At 71.3% G+C, this 16,863-nt stretch carries 16 protein-coding genes; 10 read left to right on the top strand and 6 right to left on the bottom strand.

The features are described 5' to 3' along the window. Nucleotides 1–361: 361 nt before the first annotated feature. Both D7X96_RS16460 and D7X96_RS16465 read right to left on the bottom strand, forming a co-directional pair. Complete coding sequence (locus D7X96_RS16460; RefSeq protein WP_121770159.1) at nt 362–1,330, bottom strand: homocysteine S-methyltransferase family protein; 969 nt, start codon at nt 1,328–1,330, stop codon at nt 362–364. Between the two features lie 39 nt (nt 1,331–1,369). Beyond that, nucleotides 1,370–2,020: an SDR family NAD(P)-dependent oxidoreductase gene (locus D7X96_RS16465; RefSeq protein WP_121724512.1), complete on the bottom strand. Its 651-nt coding sequence runs from the start codon at nt 2,018–2,020 to the stop codon at nt 1,370–1,372. A gap of 95 nt (nt 2,021–2,115) precedes the next feature. On the opposite strand from D7X96_RS16465, the gene gcvA reads away from it, so the two are divergent. Further along, nucleotides 2,116–3,033 (top strand): transcriptional regulator GcvA, encoded by a 918-nt coding sequence (gene gcvA / locus D7X96_RS16470; RefSeq protein ID WP_121770160.1) that lies wholly within the window; start codon nt 2,116–2,118, stop codon nt 3,031–3,033. Here gcvA and D7X96_RS16475 read toward each other — a convergent pair. Continuing rightward, the gene (locus tag D7X96_RS16475) at nt 3,030–4,106 is read right to left on the bottom strand and encodes a lysylphosphatidylglycerol synthase domain-containing protein (protein WP_208647322.1); all 1,077 of its coding nucleotides are present in this window, start codon (nt 4,104–4,106) and stop codon (nt 3,030–3,032) included. The genes gcvA and D7X96_RS16475 overlap by 4 nt on opposite strands. Before the next feature lie 281 nt (nt 4,107–4,387). On the opposite strand from D7X96_RS16475, the gene D7X96_RS16480 reads away from it, so the two are divergent. Then, complete coding sequence (locus tag D7X96_RS16480) at nt 4,388–5,374, top strand: zinc-dependent alcohol dehydrogenase family protein (protein ID WP_121770161.1); 987 nt, start codon at nt 4,388–4,390, stop codon at nt 5,372–5,374. 33 nt (nt 5,375–5,407) lie between these two features. Then, nucleotides 5,408–6,175 (top strand): glucose 1-dehydrogenase, encoded by a 768-nt coding sequence (locus tag D7X96_RS16485; protein WP_120550197.1) that lies wholly within the window; start codon nt 5,408–5,410, stop codon nt 6,173–6,175. A 24-nt stretch (nt 6,176–6,199) separates the two neighbouring features. On the opposite strand, the gene D7X96_RS16490 is transcribed toward D7X96_RS16485, so the two are convergent. Further along, nucleotides 6,200–8,749: a hypothetical protein gene (locus tag D7X96_RS16490; protein ID WP_121770162.1), complete on the bottom strand. Its 2,550-nt coding sequence runs from the start codon at nt 8,747–8,749 to the stop codon at nt 6,200–6,202. 125 nt (nt 8,750–8,874) lie between these two features. Between D7X96_RS16490 and D7X96_RS16495 the strand changes: the two genes are divergently transcribed. The 3 genes from D7X96_RS16495 (at nt 8,875) to D7X96_RS16505 (ending at nt 10,619) form a co-directional block, all read left to right on the top strand. Continuing rightward, nucleotides 8,875–9,606: an SDR family NAD(P)-dependent oxidoreductase gene (locus D7X96_RS16495; protein WP_120550199.1), complete on the top strand. Its 732-nt coding sequence runs from the start codon at nt 8,875–8,877 to the stop codon at nt 9,604–9,606. Nucleotides 9,607–9,712: 106 nt separating this feature from the next. Further along, nucleotides 9,713–10,000 carry a hypothetical protein gene (locus D7X96_RS16500; RefSeq protein ID WP_147442833.1) on the top strand — a complete coding sequence of 96 codons (288 nt, stop codon included), beginning with the start codon at nt 9,713–9,715 and terminating at the stop codon, nt 9,998–10,000. 91 nt (nt 10,001–10,091) lie between these two features. Beyond that, on the top strand, nt 10,092–10,619 hold the full coding sequence (locus D7X96_RS16505) for a YkgJ family cysteine cluster protein (protein ID WP_121770163.1): 528 nt from the start codon (nt 10,092–10,094) through the stop codon (nt 10,617–10,619). Between the two features lie 4 nt (nt 10,620–10,623). On the opposite strand, the gene D7X96_RS16510 is transcribed toward D7X96_RS16505, so the two are convergent. Further along, nucleotides 10,624–11,553, bottom strand: a complete 930-nt coding sequence (locus D7X96_RS16510) for a TetR/AcrR family transcriptional regulator C-terminal domain-containing protein (protein WP_121770164.1) — start codon at nt 11,551–11,553, stop codon at nt 10,624–10,626. Nucleotides 11,554–11,686: 133 nt separating this feature from the next. Here D7X96_RS16510 and D7X96_RS16515 point away from each other — a divergent pair, with 133 nt between their 5' ends. The 3 genes from D7X96_RS16515 to D7X96_RS16525 all read left to right on the top strand — a co-directional run bounded on the left by D7X96_RS16515 (nt 11,687) and on the right by D7X96_RS16525 (nt 13,929). Beyond that, nucleotides 11,687–12,889: an FAD-dependent oxidoreductase gene (locus D7X96_RS16515; RefSeq protein WP_121770165.1), complete on the top strand. Its 1,203-nt coding sequence runs from the start codon at nt 11,687–11,689 to the stop codon at nt 12,887–12,889. Nucleotides 12,890–12,973: 84 nt separating this feature from the next. Next, nucleotides 12,974–13,354 carry a hypothetical protein gene (locus D7X96_RS16520; protein ID WP_147468325.1) on the top strand — a complete coding sequence of 127 codons (381 nt, stop codon included), beginning with the start codon at nt 12,974–12,976 and terminating at the stop codon, nt 13,352–13,354. Between the two features lie 29 nt (nt 13,355–13,383). Continuing rightward, complete coding sequence (locus tag D7X96_RS16525) at nt 13,384–13,929, top strand: hypothetical protein (protein ID WP_121770167.1); 546 nt, start codon at nt 13,384–13,386, stop codon at nt 13,927–13,929. A 33-nt stretch (nt 13,930–13,962) separates the two neighbouring features. On the opposite strand, the gene D7X96_RS16530 is transcribed toward D7X96_RS16525, so the two are convergent. Further along, complete coding sequence (locus tag D7X96_RS16530) at nt 13,963–15,069, bottom strand: BMP family lipoprotein (RefSeq protein WP_121770168.1); 1,107 nt, start codon at nt 15,067–15,069, stop codon at nt 13,963–13,965. 106 nt (nt 15,070–15,175) lie between these two features. Here D7X96_RS16530 and D7X96_RS16535 point away from each other — a divergent pair, with 106 nt between their 5' ends. Beyond that, nucleotides 15,176–16,852: an amidase gene (locus tag D7X96_RS16535; RefSeq protein ID WP_121770169.1), complete on the top strand. Its 1,677-nt coding sequence runs from the start codon at nt 15,176–15,178 to the stop codon at nt 16,850–16,852. Nucleotides 16,853–16,863 lie beyond the last annotated feature (11 nt).

Raw genomic sequence — 16,863 nt, forward strand, 5'->3', positions numbered from 1 at the left:
ACAGTCGGACAAGTTCAGCCGCCCGGATGGGACGGAGGCTCCCCGGCCACGGTCCTCAAAAACCTGTCCGACTGTCCGACAGGTCTCTGCGGCCAGGCTGGCGCAGAGCCCCCAGCATCGGTTCTCCAAAAACCTGTCCGATTGTCCGACAGGTTTCCGCTGCCTGGATGAGGCGAGCCCCTGGCCAGGGGCTTCCGGGAACCTGTCCGACTGTCCGACAGGTTTCCGCTACTTGGATGGGGCGGCGGGCCTCAGACGCGGTTCTCCGAAACTTGTCCGACTGTCGGACAGGTTTTTGAAGTTCGCCGCCGCCGGGGTGGCCCTGCCCGAAGGCCTCGGACCTGGCTGACCGCGTTGGCCGTCACTCCGGAACGCTTTCTGTCAGGGCGCTGGCCAGTGCGGCGATGTGCCGCTCGTCGGTGCCGCAACACCCTCCGAGCAGGCGCGTGCCGCATTCCTCGTGGACGCGCGCCATCTCCCTCGCGAATGCGTCCGGCGTTTCGCTGTCGAGCTCCGCGCGCCCATCCAGTTCCTCGGGCGAGAGGCGGGAGGTATTGGCCTGCAGGCCCACCACCCGCTCACCGAGGGACGGCGAGGCAGCCAGTTGGCGCGACAGGCCTTCGCGGAAGACGGAGGGATGGACGCAATTCACCATGTACGCGGTCGGGCGCGCGCCAGGCAGGGCATCCATGCGCGCCACGGCTTCGGCCAGCGGAGTTCCGTCGAGCAGCGTCCCCGTGGGACGGAGGATGAAGCTCAGCAGGAATGGCGCGCCCGTGCGCGCCATCGCCTGGGCGAGGCCCTCCGCCTCCGAGAGGGCCGGCAACGCCTGCGCCACGAGGAAGTCCACCCCGGCGCGTGCCAGTGCTTCAACGTGGGGCGCGTGGAAGGCCGCGGCCTCCTCGCGTGAGAGCGCTTCTTCGGGCCGGTAGGCATCCCCTCGACACCCGACGAGCCCTCCGATGAAGACACCCTCTCCCCGGCTGCCCACCTCCTCGCGCAGGCCCGCGAGCAGTTCCACCGCCTCGCCGAAAACGTCGCGGCCGGTGAGGCCCGCTCGCGCGAGCCGTTCCGCGTTCGCGCGCCAGGTGGGCGTGAGCAGGAGCGTGGGCAGGCCGTGGCGCAACCCGATGTCGCGATAGTCGCGGTAGATGCCGGCGAGCGCCTCGCGTCCCTCCAGGTGGAAGAGGAGGCCCGCGTTGGCCACGTGCGGATCCAACAGTCCCGCGGGATGGCGGCGCAGACGTTCGACCACGGAGCCTTCGGTGAGCACCCGGGGTGCCTTCTGCAGGGTTTGAATGAACCGTGCATGGTTCGCCTGACCGCTCATCCGCGCGCCTCTCCTTCCGCATCACCGCGATGCCTGGAGTCAGTTGTACTGGTTGCGTCCCGCCATGACACCGCCGTCGACATCCCAGATGGCGCCGGTGACCCAGGAGGCCTCGCTCGACAACAGATGGGCAAGGGTCCGCGCGACATCCTCCGCACGGCCCACGCGGCCCAGCGGATGGACGTAGATGGGGGTCTCGACGACCGCGGGCGAAACCGCGTTGACGCGGATGCCATGGCCGGCCAGCTCCATCGCCAGGTGCTGCGTCAGTGAATGCAGTCCCGCCTTCGCCATCGAATAGGCCGAGGAGGGAGTCGCCTGGATGGCCTGGCGGGCCCACATCAAGCCGATGTTCACGATGGCGCCCCCCTTGCCCAGTGCGACCATGGATTTCGCGACGGCCTGCGTGATGAAGAAGACCGCCTTGTTGAGGTCGAGGTACTGGTCGTAATCGCGCTCCTCGTGCTCCAGGAACGCCTTCGGCAGGAAGACGCCCGCGGCGTTGACCAGCAGCGTCGCGTCGGCGTGCTCCCCTTGCAGCCGGGCCATCAGCGCCTGCCTCTCGGCGCTCGAGGTGATGTCCGCGCGCAGGCCCTCCACGGGACCGAACGCGGCCAGCTCCGTGACGGCGGCCTGGAGTTTGTCCTCCCGATGCCCGATGACCACGGCTCGCCCACCCTCCTCGAAGATGAGCTATCTCGTCAGCGAGAGGATTCATGCGCCTGACCAAGTGAGGTCACAATCGAGATGATCTTGGCTTCCGGCAAAGGAAATCTTGACCGCCCATGAGCGCACCCGAACACCTCAATGCCTTGCGCGCCTTCGAGGCGAGCGCCCGGCACGAAAGCTTCTCCGCCGCTGCCTCTGAACTTCACGTGACCCCGGCGGCGGTCGGGCAGCTCGTGCGAAGCCTCGAGGAGGGGCTCGGCACGCCGCTGTTCCACCGGGGCACGAGCGGACGGAAGCGGCTTGTCCTCACCGAAGCGGCCCAGCGGGCGCTGCCGGACATCCGCGCGGGGTTCGAGCGGCTGAGCATCGGCGTCGCCCGGCTGAAGGAGGGCTCGTCGGCCGGGGTGCTGACCGTCACGGTCAGCCCCGCCTTCGCGGCCAAGTGGCTCCTGCCACGCCTGGAGCGGTTCCAGGCCGCATGGCCAGAGCTGGACGTGCGGTTGGATGCGTCCACCGACCTGCTCGACTTCGCCGCTCGCGGAGTGGACATCGGCGTGCGCTACGGAGCTGGGAGCTGGCCCGGACTGGCAGCGGAGAAGCTGCTCGACGAGGAGGTGTATCCCGTCTGCTCACCGGCGCTCCTGCGGCAGAACCGCCGTCCGCGCCGGCCGTCGGACCTGCGCGGCCTGCGGCTCATCCACGACAGGTCCGTGGATGCGCGCCTGGGATTCGCCACGTGGGATGCATGGCTGGAGAAGGCGGGCGCGAAGGGCGTCGAGACGCAGCCGGGCTTGCGCATCAACAACTCCGCCTCGGTGTTGCAGGCGGCCATCGACGGACAGGGAGTGGCGCTGGCCCGCAGCATCATGGCGCATGACGACCTCGCGGCCGGACGGCTGGTGCGCCTGTTCCCGGAGGTCGAGTTCCCTTCCGCGCTCGCCTACTACGTCGTCTACCGGCCCGAATGCGCCACGCTGCCGAAGCTGGTGGCGTTTCGTGACTGGCTCGTTCGCGAGGCGGCGAAGAGGACCTAGCGGTACACCGGCGCGGGCAGCACGGGGGGCACCACCGGCGCGGCGGCCGCGACCTTGGCCTTCGCTCGCCACACCAGCGGCGTCAGCGCCCCCACCAGCACGAACACCGCCTGCACCGTGTGCGCGAGCAGCGCGATGGACATCGCCTTCGCCGCCGTCGTCCCCATCGCTCCCGCCGCCAGTGAGAACATCCCGTCCGTCACCCCCACCTGTCCTGGCACCAGCGAACCCATCGCCAGCGCCACCAGGTAGAGCCCCTGCGTGAAGAGCGCCTGCACCACCGTCGAGTCGATACCCACCGCGTGCGCCAGCACCGCGTACTGCATCACCTGCAACACCCGGCTGCCCAGGAACGCCAGCATGGGCCGCCAGGGACACAGCCCTCCGGCGCACAGCGAGGCCTGGAATGCTTCCGCGTGCGTGCCCCACTTGCCGCACCGCCTGCGCATCCACGCGCCCACCCGCTTCGCCCGCAGCCCCGCGCGCACGCCCAGCGACGCGAGCAGCAACACGACCCCGTGCACCAGCATCGCCACCGTGAACGCGCTCCAGCCCGTCATCAGGTACGCCGCCAGCGCGCACGGGAAGGAGATGAGCCCTCCGGCCCCCAGCGACGCGGACTGGGACGTGGCCGCCGCCGCCGTCGCGGACGCGCCTCCCGCGTAGGGCGTCAGCAGCGTGGCCTTCGTCGCCTCCGCGGCGGCGCGGCCCGCGGGCGCCATGCTCGACACCGCGGTTCCAATCAGCTGCGCTCGCACCAGGGCCGACAGGGGCACCTGGCCCGCGCGCGCGCCATAGGACAGACGTGTGGCCGTGGCGTCGCAGGTCTGCCGTCCCAATTCGATGAGCACCACCCAGGGGAGCAGCGGCAGCGCATCCAGGAGCGTCGTCTTCAGCTCCCCCGCGCCGGCCTTGTGCACCAGGGTGCCCAGCATCCCCAGGCCGCCCATCGCGAACAGGGGCTTGAGGACCGTGAGCAGCCTGCGTCTCCAGACGCACGGTGTGGCGGAAAGCCCCTCCCCGACGACGGCCCCCGGCCCGGCCAGGGCCCCTTCGTGGTGCACGTTGCTCACACTCGCCCTCCTCGCCCGTCCCCACCCGCCCCACCGAGGGGTCCATTTCAGAACCTGTGCAGCCCCCACCGTCATGGCGAGGCCCGATCGTCCACGGCCGGTAGCCTCCTTCCACTCACGTCCGAGGGTGGACAGAGCGCCAGCGCCCGAGGGCGGGAATGCAGGCGCAGCGGATCCATCCACCAGCGGATGCACACGGCGCGTGGTGTCGCAGCGCACGCTCGGCAGCAGGGCGGAAGGCGATTAGGGTGGCGCGGCCTTCACAGCGCGGGAGCAATGCCATGAAAGCAGTGCGCTTTTCGGCCTTCGGGCCGCCCCCCGACGTCGTCCAGGTGGTGGAGGAGTCCCCCGCGCCGCTGAAGCCCGGTGAGGCGCGGCTGGCCGTGCTCGCCACGCCCATCAACCCCTCCGACCTGCTCACCCTCTCCGGCGAATACGGCGTGCTGCCCAAGCTGCCCGCCACGCCCGGCAACGAGGGCGTGGGCCGCGTGGTGGAGGTGGCGGGCTCCAACGCGGTGGCCGTGGGCGACCTCGTGTTCCTGCCGCTGGGCTCGGGCACCTGGCGCACCCACGTCACCGCGCCCGCCGCGCAGCTGTTGCCCGTGCCGCCGGGCCTGGACCTGCTGCAGGCGAGCATGCTGCTGATCAACCCGCCCACCGCCTACCTGATGCTGCGCCAGTTCGTGACGCTCCAGCCCGGCGAGTGGGTGGTGCAGAACGCCGCCAACTCCGCCGTGGGCCGCTACCTCATCACCCTGGCGCAGGTGATGGGCCTGAAGACCGTCAACGTCGTGCGCCGCCAGGAGCTGGTCGACCCGCTCAAGGCCCAGGGCGCGGACGTGGTGCTGCTGGACACGGACGAACTGCCCCAGCAGGTGCGCGCGGCCACCGGCGGCGCGAAGGTGCGGCTGGGCATCGACGCGGTGGGCGGCGAGTCCGCGCGCCGCGTGGGCGACTGTCTCTCCACGGGCGGCACGCTGGTGAACTACGGCGCCATGAGCGGCAAGGGCCCCCAGCTGTCCGCGGCGGCCAGCATCTTCAAGGACGTCACCCTGCGCGGCTTCTGGCTGACGCGCTGGCTGCGCGACGCGCCTCGCGAGGAGCAGAACGCCACGCTCGCGCGGCTGGCGGAGCTGATGGCCGTGGGCACGCTCCAGGCGCCCGTGGACGGCACCTACCCGCTGGAGCGCATCCAGGACGCGGTGAAGCGCGCGCTGGAGCCGGGCCGCAACGGGAAGATTCTGCTCACCCCCAACCCCGCGGCGTGACGCACCCGCCGCTCACATGAAGGAACGACGACCATGAAGCGAGTCGAAGGCAAGGTGGCCCTGGTGACCGGCGGCGCGGGGGGCCTGGGTGCCGCGTCCGCGCGGATGCTCGCGCGCGAGGGCGCGAAGGTGGTGGTCACCGACCGGCGCGAGGGCGAGGCCCGCGCTGTGGCGGAGGAGCTGGGTGACGCAGGGCTGTTCCTCCCGCTGGACGTCACCCGCGAGGACCAGTGGGTGAGCGCGCTGGCGCGCACCGTGGAGAAGTTCGGCCGGCTGGACGTGCTCGTGAACAACGCGGGCATGGGCATCGTGAAGGACATCGAGGAGATGTCGCTGGACGAGTGGAAGTTCGTGCACTCGGTCAACCTGGACGGCGTGTTCCTGGGCTGCAAGCACGGCATCCGCGTGATGCGGGAGTCCGGGTCGAAGAACGGCTCCATCATCAACATCTCCTCCATCGCGGGGCTCGTGGGCGTGCCGCAGTTCCCCGCGTACTGCTCCAGCAAGGCCGCCGTGCGCATGCTGTCCAAGTCCGTGGCGCTGCACTGCGCCTACAAGGGCTATGGCATCCGCTGCAATTCCATCCACCCCGGCTACGTGGAGACCGCCATGGTGGAGGCGCTGGCCCAGGCCGGTGGCCAGGCGGAGAAGACGCGCGCGCGCATGCTCAAGGGCATCCCCGCGGGCCGCTTCGGTGAGCCGGACGACGTGGCCAACGCCGTGGTGTACCTGGCGTCGGACGAGTCCAAGCTGATGACCGGCGCGGAGATGGTCCTCGACGGCGGCGCGACCGCGCAGTAGCGCTCACTCCCGGCGCCCGGGACGTCACTCCCAGGGCGCCGACAGCAGCTCCCCGAAGCGCATTCCCAGCTCCATGCGGCCCACCATCGCCTGTCCCCAGGCGTTCGCCTGCGCGGCCCAGGTGACGGGCGTGAGCCCCAGCGTGTCGAAGAGCTTCATCACGTCCCCGCCCCGCTGCATCGCCTTGATCATCCGCGCGTAGTCCACGAGCGTGGGGAAGGCCGACTCCGGGAAGACCACTTCGCTGTCCACGGGCTTGAGCGGCACGCGCGGCTGGAGCGTCACCAGCAGGCGCTGGGCCTCCACGCGCGAGAGCGTCTCCTGCTGCTCGCGCTCCGCGGCCATCCGCGCCTGGAGGGCTTCCGCTTCCCGGCGCTGGAGCTCCCGCTGACGCTCCTGGTCGCGGCGGCGGGACTCGGCCACCTGCCGGTCGATTTCACGCTGCCGCGCGTACGCCTCGGCTTCGAGCCTGCGCTCCCGGCGCTCCTGCATCATCCGCAGCGCGTTGTGCGTGTCGTCCAGGAAGTCGCGGTGGACGTTCGACTCCTCCGGCGGAGACGGCGTGGCGAGCACGCGCTGCTCGAAGGCGGGCAGCCACGCCTCGAAGTGATCCAGCTCCGCGTCCAGGGCCGTGAGGACGTCCGCGTCGCGGGACTCCAGCCCATTGCGCAGGGCCATGGCGCCCTTCGACACGGAGAGGGACGCGGTGCGCGGGCGCGTGCCCACCAGCTCCTCCGCCGCGTCCCAGAGGGCGCGCAGCCTCCGGGGCAGCGCATCCTTCGGGACGTCGTCCAGCAGCTGCATCGTCTGCTGGAAGAGGCCTTCCGGATCCAGGCGCCACCACGCCTGGAAGCGCGTCAGGGCGTCGGGCTCCACCTCGCACTGGTTCTCCCACAGGCGGTCTCGCCAGGCCGCGAAGGCGGTGAGCAGGGCGCCGCGCTCGGCGGGATGGGATTGGAAGCGCCGCCACACGGCCTCCACCAACAGCTCGCTTCCGTGGGTGGAGCGCCAGGAGCGCACCACGCGGGACAGCGGTGCCACCAGCAGGTGCTGGCCCGGCCCTTCCCAGACGGCCATGAGCAACCGGCCGGGATGACCGGGGTCGGGGTGCTTCTCCTGGCTCCGGCGCTCCGGCGCGAGGTCCAGCTGCCAGACCCGGGAGGGATACAGCATCAGCGCTTCCAGCAGGGCTTCGCCGCTGTCCGGGTCGCGGGCCCAGTCGTTCAGCCGCCGCTGTTCATCCACGCCGGAGTGGTGGAGGAAGCGCGCGAACGCGGAGTCACCGAAGCACGCGGCGCGGTCCTTCGCCGTGCCCCGGTCGATGGCGTGCACGGTCTCCTCCAGGAAGGCCCACATCGCCTCGGACTCTTCCTCCTCCGGGGCCTCGGGGTCGTTTCGGGGAGGCGTGGCGGCCCAGGCGAAGAAGTCGAGCGCGGTCTCCGCGGACAGGTCGCTCAGCGCCGAGCGCGCCCAGCGGGCCCAGCGCCGCTGGTCCTCCGCCCCCCACGCGCGGAAGGGGCGCTGCTTCGCGAAGGAGAGCAGTTCGTTCGCGAGCGACCCGACCGTGCGCAGCGACACGGTGAGCAGCGCCTCCAGGGCGCCCTCGGGTGGAGGGGTGGGCAGCTGGCGGAGGACGTCCTTCGCGAAGGCCGCGTCGCCGTCCCGCTGCAGGCGCGCGAGCAGCCGGCGCGAGCCCCACTGGCTCAAGGTGCGGCGCGCGAAGGCGGCGACGTCCGCATCCGGTGAGTCCAGCGCCTGGGACACCTCCATCTCGTCGCGAAGGCACAGGGCGCATTCGAAGCGGACCTCCGGGTCGGAGCCATACAGGCCCCGGTGCAGCGCCTCGGAGACGTTCTCCGGCGTCACCTCATGTGACGCCCGGGTCCACGCGACCGCGGCGCGCACGGACAGCTCCGGCACATGGAGCACGCCCAGGGCGAGGCCGCGGATCCGCTCGCGCTCCTCGGCGCCCAGGCGCGGAGAGAGGCCGTTGCGCCAGCGCGTCATCGCGAGCATGGCCTCCACCGCCATGCGGCCCTCCCCGTGCAGCAGTTGATTGCTCACGGAGAAGCGGGCCTCCCGCGCTCCCCTGCCCTGGTGCACACAGGCGAGCGAGGCCATCAGGCGCAGGGTCGGATCCGGGGACTTGTCCGCCAGCCACTCCACCGAGTCCGGCATGGGGCTGAAGGGCGCGAGCATCTCCTCCAGGGAGGAATCCTCGATGGGCAATATCAGCGCCCACGCGTCCTCCAGCTCCCGCGTGAAGCCGCGCTGCACGAGGTGGGGCTCGATGCGCCGGGCGTCCTCGGAGAGGCGCAGCACCGCGCCCCACTGCCGTGCGTAGCGCGCCTCCAGCACCGCCACCTGCGCGGGCTCCAGCGCGGCGGTGCGGGCCGCCAGGGCGAAGCGGTCCACGCCGGACTTCACCAGCGCTCGCGCGGAGCCATGGCGCTCCGGAGGGATGGCACCACAGAGGCAGTGCGGGCACGCGGCGTCAGCAGGGATGAAGCGGATGCACGCGGGGCAGCGCACCTCCGCGCCCCGGCGCACGCCGCTGTCGAGCAGGGCGGACATGCCGTGTGTCTACCCCGGTCCGAGGGGGTCGTGCACCCCGGAGCCCCGCCGGGCCATGGCGGGAGCGGGGGGCAACTGCCAGCCTGGCCCAGGCTGTCCGTATGTCATTCCAGGGAGGCACGCACATGGGCGCATTGGACGGGAAGATCGCGGTCGTCACGGGCGGCAGCACGGGCATTGGCTTCGCCATCGCGGAGCGCTTCGCCAGCGAGGGCGCGGAGGTGGTCATCGCCGGACGCCGACAGCAGCGCCTGGAGGACGCGGCGGCGAAGATTGGCCGGGGCGCCCGGGGCGTCGTCACCGATGTGGGCGATGACGCGCAGGTGAAGCGGCTCATCGACTCCGTGCCGCGCGTGGACCTGCTGGTGACGTGCGCGGGCGGCGCCGTGTTCGGCGCGGTGGAGAGCGTGCCCTCGCAGTCGTGGAGGGCCCTCTTCAACGACCGCTTCTTCGGCCAGCTCTCCGCCTGCCATTACGCGGTGCCGAAGATGGCCCCGGGCAGCGCCATCATCCTGTGCTCCGGCATCGCGGGCCACACGGCGCTGGTGAACTACTCCGGCGGCGCGGGCCTGTGCGGCGCGGTCAACGCCATGGGCCGCTCGCTGTCCGTGGAGCTGGCGCCCCGGGGCATCCGCGTCAACGTGCTGTCCCCCGGCCTGACGCGCGACACCGCCATCGACTGGGGCGTCCCGCCGGAGCAGGTCGGCGCGTTCCTGGACGCGCTCGTGAGCAAGGTGCCCCTCAAGAAGCCGGGCACCGTGCGCGACATGGCGGACGCGGCGTACTTCCTCGCGACGTGCGCGTACGCCACCGGGCAGGTCATCGACATCGACGGTGGGTGGACCGCCGGGGCCTGAGCCCTCGCGCGCGGAGTGGGCGGGCGTCCAACCTGGACGCACGCCCTACTCCTCTGGGGCGGGGAGCGCCTTCATGTTGGCCTGAGAGCATCTCGGGAGACCCCACATGGGCCGCAGCTACAGCGAACATCCATTCCATCAACAGCAACCGATGCTGGGCGTGCAGGGTTCGGGACCGCGCCTGGGCAACGACGAGGACACCCAGAAGGTCGCGCAGCAGAAGAAGCGCAAGGCGACCACGAAGGCCGCGAAGACGTCGGCCTCCCCCGCACGGCAGGCCCGGAAGGCCGCGGCGCCCAAGAAGAGCGCCACGGCGGGCGCGCTCGCCAAGGGCAAGCCCGCCGGCAAGGCCCGGAGCACCCGCGGACGCGCGGCCTCCAAGCGCGTCCACTGAGCATCATGGCGCGCATGGGTTCGCATGGCGGCAGCCAGCGTGGGCCCAGGCCGATGCGCTGGTGCCGGAGGAGCGATAGAAGGACGCTCCGATGACCACGCCCGACGAGGCACGCCGCGCGCTGGAGGCCATCTACGCCCGGGTCGAGGCGCGCGCCGCCGACATCTCCGGCTCCCATGACTGGTGGCCCTGCCGCAGGGGATGTGATCACTGCTGCCGCCACCTGGCCGCGCCGCTGCCCATCACGCAGCTGGAGTGGCGCTACCTGGAGGAAGGGCTCCAGCAACTTCCCCCGGAAACGTTGGCGGAGATCCGCGAGCGCGTCGACGCGCTGTCGCGGCAGGAGGCGCGTCCGTACACCTGCCCGCTGCTGGACCGGAAGACAGGCGCGTGCGGCGTCTATGCGCACCGGCCGCTGTCATGCCGCTCGTATGGCTTCGCCGCCACGCGCGACGGTGGCCTCTTCTGCCACTTCATCCTGGACCTGGTGGGGAAGCACGGCGACGCGGACATCGTCTGGGCCAACCAGGACGCGCTGGAGGACGCGGTGGCGCGGCCGGGCGGCCCCACGCGTCCGCTGTTCGAGTGGTTCGCGGAGCTGAAGCGCCGCGAGCCGTGACAGCTCACCGGGGCTTCGAGGGGCCGGGCCGCTTCGCGAGCCGCGCCTCCAACCCGTCGAGCCACACGCGCAGGCCCATCTCGAACAGCTCATCGAAGTCCAGGTCGAATCCCGGGCGCAGGCCGTTCAGCACCTTCTCGAAGTGCGGAAAGCGCCCCGACGTCGCGACCCGGAGGAAGGTGTCCAGGTTGCGCCGCATGAACTCCTCGTCGTTCATGCCGGACTGCGCGACGGCGTCGGCCTCGGACTCGAGGTTGACCGCGATGCCCTGCACGAACGCATGGAGCAGCACGTGGACGCGCATCGCCTCCTGGGGCGAAAGCCGCGCCTCCGCCAGCGCTCGCAGGACCCAGTCCGCGAACGCGAGCGCGTTCTCCTGCGGCTGGGGCCGCGTGAGGTTCACCACCCGCGCGAGCCATGGATGGCGCTTGAAGACACGCCACTCCAGCCTCGCGGCCAGCTCCAGCTGCGCACGCCACCCTTGCGGTGGCTTCGCCGGCAGCGGCTCCTCCGCGAAGGCGACCTCCGCCATCATGAAGAGCAGCACGTCCTTGCTCGCCACGTAGCGATAGAGCGACATCACGGGCAGGCCGAGCTTCGCCGCGACCCCACGGATGGACAGCGCCGGCAGGCCCTCGTCATCCGCCACGGCGATCGCCGCGCGCACGATGCGCTCGCGCGTCAGGTCCGCCGAGCCCCGCGTGGAACCCGCACGAGGCGGACCTCCAGCGACGACCGTCCCGACGCGCGGCACGGTCTTCACCACCTCTTCTTGCGCCAGGGTCCGCAGCGCATGCGCCGCCGTCGCGAGCGCGACCTTCCACCGCCGGGCCAGCTCCCGCGTGGAGGGCAACCGGTCACCGGGCCGCAACGCACCGGTGCGCACCTGCCGCTTCACGTCGTCCACGATGCGTTGATACGGAGCCAGGGCCATGGGCCTTGTACTAGTACAGAGGGCCCCATGGGCGCAGGCCCTGCCCCAGGCGTTCCGTCTGAGCTAGCACACGGGAAGGCCTCACCCGCGGCTGCGTTGTGGAGCCGGTCCGCGTGCGTACACCGTACGCGGCATGACCCGACCCCACGTCCTCATCGCTGGAGCAGGAATCGCAGGCCCGTCCCTCGCATGGTGGCTCTCCCGGCGAGGCTGGCGAATCACCCTCGTCGAACGCGCCCCCGCGCTGCGCACCGGCGGGCAGGCCGTCGACTTCCGGGGCCCCGTGCACCGCGCCGTGCTGGAGCGCATGGGGCTGTGGGAGGCCATCCACGAACGGCGCACGCGCCTGGGCACGCAGGCCTTCGTCGATGCCTCGGGCAGGACGCTGGCAGAGGTGCCCGCGTTGATGATGAGCGGGGACGTGGAGCTCCAGCGCGGCGACCTCTGCCAGCTGCTCCACGAGCGCACCCGCGAGCAGGTGGACTACCGCTTCGGGGACAGCCCCACCGCGCTCCACGAGACGCCCGAAGGCGTGGAGGTCGAATTCGAGCAGCACGCTCCCCAGCGCTTCGACCTGGTGGTGGGCGCGGATGGCCTGCGCTCGAACGTGCGCTCGCGCGCCTTCGGTGAAGAGGAGGGCCACCTGAAGCACCACGGCTTCCGCGTCGTGGGGTGCACGCTGCCGAACGTGCTCGGCCTGCGGCGGCAGGGCGTCATCTACAGTGAGCCCGGCCGTGGCGTGTGCGTCACCAGCGCCCGCTCCGAGGATGAGGCCCGCGCGCTGTTCGTGTTCACCGGCGCGCCGCTCGGATTCCAGGAGCGCTCCCAGGACCTGGCGCGCGAAGCGGTGTCGGCCGCCTTCGCGGGCGCGGGCTGGGAGACGGCGCGGCTCCTGGAGGCACTGCGCGGGGCGGAAGACCTCTACTTCGACGCCATCAGCTCCGTGCGGATTCCGCGCTACTCACACGGGCGCGTGGTCCTGCTGGGAGACGCGGCCTGGGGCGGCACGCTGGGAGGACAGGGCACGCCCATGGCGATGGTGGGCGCGTACGTGCTCGCGGGGGAGCTGCTCGCGAATCCGGGCGCGCACACCCGGGCCTTCGAGCGCTTCGAGGCCCGGATGCGGCCCTACGCGACCAGGTGCCAGGAAGGCACGAGCCACGTGGGCGGATTCTTCGCGCCTCGCACGCGGGCCGGACTGTTCCTGCGCAATCACATCTACAGACTGCTCACCACGAAGCCGCTGGAGCGGGTGTTCGAAAGAATCGTCACCCACGCGGCCACCGGGTTCGTGCTGCCGGAGTATGTGGATGCCTTCACGCCCGCTGAAAACTAGAGGCCACCCGTTCCGCGGCGTAGAACCCAGCGTCCCTGGGCCACCCAGGAACAGCCAGCCATTCATCCAGCAGGGGGAAATCACATGAAGAAGACGGGAATGATGTGGGGTCTGTGCATCACCATGGGTCTGTCCACCGCCAGCTTCGCCGGCGCCAAGGACAGCTCACCGGTCTACGTGGACCCCGTGAACGGTGTCGCAATCGCGAACATGGGGGCAGCCCGCAACAGCCCGGACACCAACATGAACCTGTACTGCCATACCAACTCGTATGACTACGGGTATTGCTCGGCGACGGATGCCTCGGGAACCACCGTCTCCTGTATGACCAACAATGCCAGCATGCTCGCGGTGATCCGCTCGATGAGCTCGGACGCGGCCGTGCTCTTCTACTTCGACAGCACGGGGACCTGCACGGACATCATGGTCGGCACCGGCTCCCACCACGAGCCCAAGGCGCCCTGAGCGCCGTTCGCTAGAGGCAGCCCCGCGCCATGTTTCCGCTCAGCCGCACGCTCGTCGTGCTCAACATGATCCTCTTCGGCGCGGGGCTTGCCCTGTTCGTGCAGGGCCAACGCGCCTCCGCCAGCGCCCCGGACCTCGAGGCCCGGCTGGAGCGGATGGAGGGGCGCATCAACCTGTTGCTCGCTCAGCGCCAGGGCCCCGTGGCCGTGCAGCCCGGCACGCCACCCCGGGCCCCCGAGCTGCCAGCGGACCTGGACGCCCGCATCGAGCAGGCCGTGAGCCGCGCGTTGCAGGCCCAGGCGCAGGCGTCCAAGACCGGCCCCCGGGATGAACCGGCCCCCCAGGAGCCCCCCATCCCGGACGCGCGGAACGCCGCCGCCTGGGCCCGCGGCAACGAGGTGGTGGACCGGGCCCTCTCCGCCCGCCGGTGGGGTGAGGCCCAGGCGCGCGAGCTGTCCGCGTCCAGTTCCGCCCTCACGTTGCAGCAGCGCGAGAACCTCATGCGCCGGCTCATCGTGGCCATCAACCAGGGGCAGCTGAAGGTGGAGACGCGCGGGCCGCTGTTCGCCTTCTAGGAGCCAGCCACACGGCACCGATGGGGCCCGCGTTCAGGGATTGGCGCCCGCGGCCTGCGCGGCCTCCACCCGCGTGGGCACCTTCAGCTCCCCGGAGACGATGCGGGCACGAAGCGCGTCCACGGTCTTCAGCGCCTCCGCCTTGCCCGGGAAGTCCAGCCGCACGGGGGCCAGCCCCATGCCCCCTTCCTTCAACCCGAGCGACACGTTGCCGCCCTGGAAGCGCCCCTGGCGCTGGTCGCGGATGGCCTCGTAGACCACCCGGTCCACGTGCTTCACGACGGCGGACAGCACCGCCTCTGGCGCCAGGTGGGACGGATCCGAATCCACGCCAATCACAGACACGGCCTTGCCCGCCTCCCGCGCCTCCTTCACGGCCTGGATGGCGCCCAGGCCGTCCACGCCCGCCGCCGCGAAGACGACGTCCGTGTTCTTGAGCAGCAGGTCCTGCCCCACCTGCTTGCCCAGCGCGAAGTCCGTGAAGCTGCCGGTGTAGTTCACCAGCACCGTGGCGTTCGGGTTCGTCGCGGCCACGCCCGCGCGGAAGCCCGCCTCGTAGCGCTCCACCAGGGGAATCTTCATCCCGCCCACCATGCCCACCCTGCCCGTCTTCGTGACGAGCCCCGCCAGCGCGCCCGCGAGGAAGCAGCCCTCCTCCTCGCGGAACACCACCGTGCGCACGTTGGGCAGCGTGAGGACCCGGCCCTGCGCGTCCAGCAGCGGGCTGTCCACCAGCAGGAAGGGCAGCGACGGATTGCGCCGGGCCACCGTCTCCACGGCGTTCTCCAGCATGAAGCCCACGCCCATGGCCAGCGACACGCCCTGGTCCGCGAGCAGCTGGAGATTGGGCTCGTAGTCCTCCGCCACGCGGCTCTGGAGGACCACCGGAGTGATGCCCAGCGGGGCCAGCTCCTGCGCGGGGGCCTCCTGGTAGCCGGCCTTCTCATACTTCTTCCCCGCGGCCCACAGCTCCAGTCCCCGCAGCGCGGAGTCGTTGAAGGAGTGGTCGCCCCGGCCTCCCAGCCCCAGCACCAGGCCGATGGTGGGCGTGGCAGGCGCGGCCGGCGCCTCCTTCTTGCACCCGGTGACGGCGGCCAGCAGACACAGGACGGCGGAGACGATTCGGCGGCGCGGGCTCATGACACATCCCTGTGTATCACGCCGCCTCCGGACCCGGACCCCGGGCGCAGGAGAAGGCCTGGCCAATCCAGCCTTTGGCACAGGCCTCGCGCTAGGCTGCTCGCCCATGACCTACCGACGCGCTCCGGTGAAGGCCCCGCGACTCTCTGGCATGGCCCTCAAGGCCATGGTCAACACGCTGGAGCGGGGCGGCGTGGGGCCGGCGCTGGTGGAGAAGCTGATGCGGGACAGCGGCATCGAAGCGTGGCGCGAGCTGTCCGCCGGCGATGCCCCTCCCATCCAGTATCCCCTTCCGCCGGGAGCACCCGCCGCTGAAACACAGACACCGGTGGAGCAGGCCGCGCGCGCCATCGCCGCGTCGCCCGTGACGCCGGAGCGGGAGACAATCGCTGCGTTCGCTCGGGCCTACCGGGAGGGGAGCACGGATCCGGTGGCCGTGACGCGCAAGGTCCATGAGGCGATTGAACGGCTGGACGGCGGCGCGGACCGGCTGGGCCTCTTCATCGCTCGCAAGCCGGAGGAGGTGCTGCGCGCGGCGGAGGCGTCCGCGGAGCGGCTGCGCGCGGGCGCACCCTTGAGCGTGCTCGACGGGGTGCCGGTGGTCATCAAGGACGAGTTGGACCTGGCGGGCTTCCCCACCACGCTGGGCACCACGTTCCGCATGGAGCCCGCGCGGACCGACTCCACCGTAGCCGCGCGGTTGAAGGCCGCGGGCGCCGTCATCCTGGGCAAGGCCAACATGCAGGAGATTGGCATCAACCCCATCGGGTTGAACCCGCACCACGGCGCCGCGCGCAACCCGTGGAACCGGGGCCACATCACCGGCGGCAGCTCCAGCGGCTCCGGGGCCGTGGTGGCGGCGGGCCTGTGTCCGGTGAGCATTGGCGCGGACGGAGGCGGCTCCATCCGCATCCCCGCCGCGCTGTGCGGCGTCGTGGGCCTCAAGGCCACCTGGGGCCGCATCCCGGAGACGGGCGTGCCGCCGCTGTGCTGGAACGTGGCGCACGTGGGCCCCCTGGGCCTCACCGTGGACGACGTCGCGGCGGTGTATGCGATTGTCGCGGGCACGGACGGACACGACGTCGCCTCCCGGCAGCAGCCCCCACATCACCTGTCCAGCTATGAAGACGGCGCGTTGAAGGGCGTCCGCCTGGGCATCTGCACGCCCTATTTCGAGGACGCGGATCCGGACGTGGTGGCGCGCTGCCGCGAAGCCGTGCGCGCCCTCACCGACGCGGGCGCCACGGTGGTGGAGCTCCCCGCGCCGGACCTGAACACCCTTCTCTGGACGCACAGCTGCATCATCCTGAGCGAGATGGCGGAGGCGATGCTGCCGCAGGTGAAGGCGCGCGCGTCGGTGTTCGGGCTCGACTCGCGCACCAACCTGGCGCTGGGACGTCACTTCCGGGCCACGGACCTCATCCACGCGCTGCGGCACCGGCACCGGCTGACGCGCGAACTGCTGGCGCTCATGGCGGACGTGGACGTCATCGTCACGCCGACGACGGCGAGCACCGCGCCCCTCATCCCCGAAGCGACGCTGCCGGCCGGCGAGTCCAACCTGCCGGTGGTGGACGCGCTCATGCGCTTCATCCGCCTGGCGAACCTCACCGGCTGCCCTGCCCTCTCCGTCCCCGCGGGCTTCGACCGCGCGGGCCTGCCCGTGGGCGTGCACCTCATGGGGCGCCCCTACGAGGAGCACCTGCTCCTGCGCCTGGGCCGCGTGGTGGAGCGCGCGACGGAGCGCCGCACGCCGGGCATCCACGTCCGCGTCCTGCCCTGAGGACCGCGCGC

The sequence above is a fragment of the Corallococcus interemptor genome, from assembly GCF_003668875.1.
Lineage (GTDB): Bacteria > Myxococcota > Myxococcia > Myxococcales > Myxococcaceae > Corallococcus > Corallococcus interemptor.